This window comes from Mycobacterium sp. 1245852.3 (genome assembly GCF_001669335.1).
In the GTDB taxonomy this organism is placed as follows: Bacteria; Actinomycetota; Actinomycetes; order Mycobacteriales; family Mycobacteriaceae; genus Mycobacterium; species Mycobacterium europaeum_A.
The window spans coordinates 1-2,946 of sequence record NZ_LZLL01000321.1 but is presented as its reverse complement, the minus strand read 5'-3'; the positions used below and the strand labels follow the sequence as shown (position 1 = coordinate 2,946).

Genomic DNA, 2,946 nt, shown 5'->3' with positions numbered 1-2,946 from the left:
GGTCATCACGTCCTGCCCGGGCTCGCCGAACCTGATCGTCGCGTCGACGCGCGGTTCGCCGTCGATCACCACGCGGAAACCCTCGGGGTCGGCCCATTTCGGCTCGAGCGCGTCGTCACTCATGGTCCAGCAGATGGCCAGTTCGACCAGCGGGCTTCCGCGGCGATAGCCCCGATAGGTGCGGCGCTGGCCGCCGACGGTGCCGGCGGCGTAATTCACCCACCCCAGATCCAGATCCCGGGTCAGCACCGCGGTCTCGACGAACGCCTCTGTCGAATCGAGTTCGGTCCCCAGCATTGTGGCGATCATGTCCAGGGTCTCGAAGTAACCGAGTCCGTAGCGTTGAGCCGCGGGGTCGATCGGCGTCAGCGGCTGCCGCGGTGGCTTACCGAATCCGAGCACCTGCCACACCTCCCGCACGGGATAGGTGGTGCAGTCCAGCGTTTCGACGAGCTTGACGCTGCGAACCTTGCGGCAGGCACCGGTGAGGAAGCCGGCGACGACGTTGATGAAGCCGGGTTCGAAACCCGTTCCCAGAAAGGTCGCACCGCCCCGGCGTGCGGCCTCCTCGAGCGCCGGCAGTTCAGCCGGGTGGTGGGTGCCGGTCAGGAAGTCGCCCGTCGTGACCACGTTGATGCCGCGACGCAACATCGTTTCCACCAGCGCGTAGTCGATGACGCGTGGCATGTAGCTCACGCAGTCGGGTGCCAGGTCGAGCAGCGCATCGACATCGCTCGTCGCGATGACGCCGCTCGTGGGCCGGCCCGCGAGGGTTCCCGCGTCGCGCCCCGCCTTCGCGGTGTCCGACGCATGCACGCCCTGGAGGTCGAAGTCGTCGCGGTCCAGCAGGATGCCCAGCGCCCGCCTTCCGATGTTGCCGGTCGACCACTGAACCACGCGGTATCGCCCCATGGTTGACAAGCGTAGGCGAACACTGTTCTAATCTGAACACCGTTCGAAATAGAACGCTGTTCGAAGTGGGGGACGCGTGAAGGCCGACGTCGATGTACCGGTGCTGCGCTACGGGGCCCTGGACCGGGCGCACCTGACCAAGCACCTCCTGCAACTGGCTAGGCGCGTGGGCGTCGGCCGGGTGACGATGCGGGAGCTGGCGGCCGAAGCGGGTACGGCCGCCTCGTCGGTGTACTACCACGTCCGCGACAAGCGCGAACTGCTCGATCTGCTCATCGAGTCGGTCCTCACGCAGATCGAGGTGCCGCAGGCGGGCGATTGGGAAGCGCGGTTGGTTGCGCTGCACCTGAATGCCTGGCACGTGCTCGTCGACGTTCCCGGGATCGCGGCCCTGCTCCAGCAGCATCCGCACACCGCCGCGGCCGCCGAGATGAACCGCGCCGCGCGCGCAATTCTGCGCGAAAGTGGCTTGGATGAAAAGCATTTCGATGCCGCGCATGCAGCGTTGTACATCCATCTGCTGGGCTCGGTTCAGCTTGAACACACCCGGCGCGCCGGGGGAATGGCACACGGTCCGGGTGACGAGGCGTTCGCCTACGGACTGCGCCTGATCCTGGCCGGCCTGCGCGAGGAGCTCAAGCGGAATCGAGACGGATCGTGACCGGCGCGACCATCGATCTCGCCGCCCCCGCGCTATGGGCGTCGCGTTTTCCCGACGATCTGTTTGCCGAGTTGCGCGCCCACACCCCGGTCTTTCACCAGCGGCTGACTTCCGACGTGCAATCCGCTGTGGGACGCGAGTTTTGGGTGTGCACCAAGCACGCGGACGTCGCGCGCGTGCACCGCGATCACGAAACGTTCACGGCGACCCGCGGCCCGCTGATCCAGGACGTACCGTTGTTCGACGCCTATCCGGCGATCGTGAGCATGGACCCGCCGGATCACACGATTCGCCGCAAAGTCATCTCCCGCGCGTTCACACCCCGCGCGGTGGCCAAACTGGAAGAGGGGATTCGCCGGCGGGCCAAGGCCATGGCCGCGACACTCGTCGAATCCGGTGGCGGTGAGTTTGTCGACCTGGCCGCGGGACTGCCGATATCGGTGATCGGTGACATCGTCGGGATCCCCGACGCCGACCGCCCCCAAGTGTTCGGCTTGATCGACCGGGTGCTGAAGACGGCCGGCGCACAGATGTCGGTCCCCGGCGGCGATGATCTGTTGCCGTTCATGGAGCTGTTCGAGTACGCGAGCGCGCTGACCGCCCGCAAGCGGGAGCATCCCGTGGACGACATCTGGAGCGCGCTGTGCACCACCGAGATCACCGCGGAATCGGGCGAAAGCTTTTTGCTGCCATCCAACGAGCTGGAGATCTTCTTCTTCGTGCTCGGCCTGGCCGGCGCCGATACGACGCGAAATGCGTTGTGCGACGGCATCCGAGCCTTCGCCGGCAATCCGGATCAGCTCGCGGCCTACCGATCCGACCCGGACACGCGGCGCACCGCGGTCGAGGAGGTGATCCGCTACTCCACACCGATCATGTTCTGGGTGCGCGGGGCGATCAGGGATGTGACGCTCGGTGACGCGGTGATCCCCGCGGGTGCGCGGGTGGTGACGATGCTGCGCTCGGCCAATCGCGACGAGGACGTCTTCGCGGACCCCTACCGGTTCGACATCCGCCGTGATCCCAACCCCCACCAGTCCTTCGGCGGCGGCGGCGCCCACCACTGCTTGGGTGCGATGCTTGCGCGGGCGGAGGTCCGGGCCGCGCTCGATGAAATCCTGTTGAATACAAACAACATCGACGTCGGCCGACCGAGGATGACGCTGCCCGACCTGTGCAACAACATGACCGTGTACGAGTCACTCCCGGTCAGTTTCAGCTAGCGCCGGGCCCGGCGGCCGGCTAGGCGTTCGTCCGCAGATAGCTATACACGGACGCGAAGTTGCGGTTGATGTCCTCGGGGATGGGCACCGGCCCGCCGAGAGCCCTTGCACCCCAGACGATTTGAGCGGTCCGCTCGACCAGCGCGGTGA

General features: G+C 66.6%; 3 protein-coding genes and 1 pseudogene. 2 read left to right on the top strand and 2 right to left on the bottom strand.

All coding sequences use genetic code 11. The annotated features are described in order from the left end of the window. The coding region (locus A9W96_RS14780; RefSeq protein WP_067140744.1) for a dihydrodipicolinate reductase at positions 1–912 on the bottom strand (912 nt) is incomplete at its 3' end. A 76-nt stretch (positions 913–988) separates the two neighbouring features. Here A9W96_RS14780 and A9W96_RS14775 point away from each other — a divergent pair. Together A9W96_RS14775 and A9W96_RS14770 are read left to right on the top strand one after the other, a co-directional pair. Beyond that, a complete protein-coding gene (locus tag A9W96_RS14775) occupies positions 989–1,573 on the top strand; it encodes a TetR/AcrR family transcriptional regulator (RefSeq protein ID WP_231997739.1) in 585 nt (194 codons plus the stop codon). Further along, positions 1,570–2,796, top strand: a complete 1,227-nt coding sequence (locus A9W96_RS14770; protein WP_066869438.1) for a cytochrome P450 — start codon at positions 1,570–1,572, stop codon at positions 2,794–2,796. The genes A9W96_RS14775 and A9W96_RS14770 overlap by 4 nt, the downstream gene beginning before the upstream one ends. A gap of 19 nt (positions 2,797–2,815) precedes the next feature. Here the strand turns inward: A9W96_RS14770 and A9W96_RS14765 are convergent. Beyond that, positions 2,816–2,946, bottom strand: a pseudogene (locus A9W96_RS14765) (fuculose phosphate aldolase); the annotation flags it as partial.